This window comes from Lactobacillus laiwuensis, from assembly GCF_019972835.1.
GTDB lineage: Bacteria > Bacillota > Bacilli > Lactobacillales > Lactobacillaceae > Lactobacillus > Lactobacillus laiwuensis.
Genome location: NZ_BPPB01000037.1, coordinates 1 through 1,502, shown reverse-complemented (window position 1 = coordinate 1,502; position 1,502 = coordinate 1). Strand labels below are relative to the sequence as shown.

The window sequence follows — 1,502 nt, the reverse complement described above, 5'->3', positions numbered from 1 at the left end:
GTTACAGCATACATTGTTGGTTCGTTAATTAATTTGGCAACGGCTAAAAATTTTGCAGCTATTCCAGTCTTTTTTGGTAAAAACATTTTGTTATTGATCTTGATTTTAGTCGCCACTTTAATTTTTGATTATCTTAAAGCAGATGCTGCTAAGCAGGTCAATACTAAGTTAAGGCTTAAAGTGATGAGAGGTATGCTCTCGGATGAGCAAGAAAATGCTTCTAATTTAGGTTTTTTAACTAATGATTTTAAACTTTTGGAAACAAATCGCTATGATGCTGAAATAGGAATTTTGATTTATTCATACACTGTCGTATTTGCTATGGCATTCGCTTTGTATCTAAATTGGCAGCTTACAATAATATTCTTTATTGGTTCGGTTATACCAACAATTGTTTCCACCTTTTTCCAAAAGCCTATTCAAAATGCTGCAGAGGCTTGGACAAATGCTAATGATAAATATGTTAATCAAACTAAAAATTTGTTATCTGGTACTGCTACCTTTAATTTATATGATAAGCAGGATAATGCAGTTAAACAAAATCAGTATAAAGTTAACCAATTAGAAGAAAAATTAGCCAAGATGAATGTGCTTAATACTAATACCAGTGCTTTTCTTAATGCAATTGCAATTATGGGTACTTATTTATTGCCGTTTGCAATTGGTATTGCATTAGTAATTAAAGGTCAAACTACTTTAGGTGCTCTTTTTGCAATAACGCAATTATCTAATTCATTTGTAAATCCAATTTTACAAATTCTGCAAGAACGAAATAATTTGTCTACTACAAAGCCAATTGTGCGAAAGATAAAGCAATATATACAAAAAGCAGATAATGTGGAGCGTGAGCAAACCAATAATCCTACATTTAATGAATTACAAGTGCAAGACCTAGATTTAATGCGTCAGGATAAGGTATTAGCACAACATATTAATCTTGATATTAAGTCTGGTCAAAAAGTTGCGGTCATCGGACCCTCAGGATCAGGGAAATCTACGATGTTACAGTTTCTAATGTATGGTAAGTATGGTAAATCTAAAAAAATTATACTTGATCATAAAGAAGTAGCGGCAGGATCGTTTACTAAGTTGTTTGCCTATTCCAGCCAGAGTGCAGTTATTTTTTCTGATACGCTTTGGTTTAATCTAACTCTAGGAGCTGATATAGCTAAAGAAAAAGTTCTTGAGGTATGTCAAGGACTACAGTTAGGACAATTAATTAAAGAAAAGGGATTTGATTATCAATTAGGTGACAATGCAGATCAACTATCTGGTGGCCAATTGTCCAGAATTGAGGTGGCACGGGCTATTTTAGCCAATCGACCAATTTTATTACTGGATGAAATTAATGCTTCACTTGATAAAACTTCATCAAAGGCAATTCACCAATATATTTTTGATTCAAACTTTACTTTTGTTGAAGTTATTCATCATTACGATCCAGAAGAACTGCAAAAGTATGATGTAGTTGTTGATTTTAATCAATACCAATTTAACGATAA

The 1,502-nt window shown here is 32.4% G+C and carries 1 protein-coding gene; it reads left to right on the top strand.

Annotation, left to right across the window (positions count from 1 at the left end; genetic code table 11):
- The coding region (locus LDM92_RS09765; RefSeq protein ID WP_223903066.1) for an ATP-binding cassette domain-containing protein at positions 1-1,502 on the top strand (1,502 nt) is incomplete at both ends.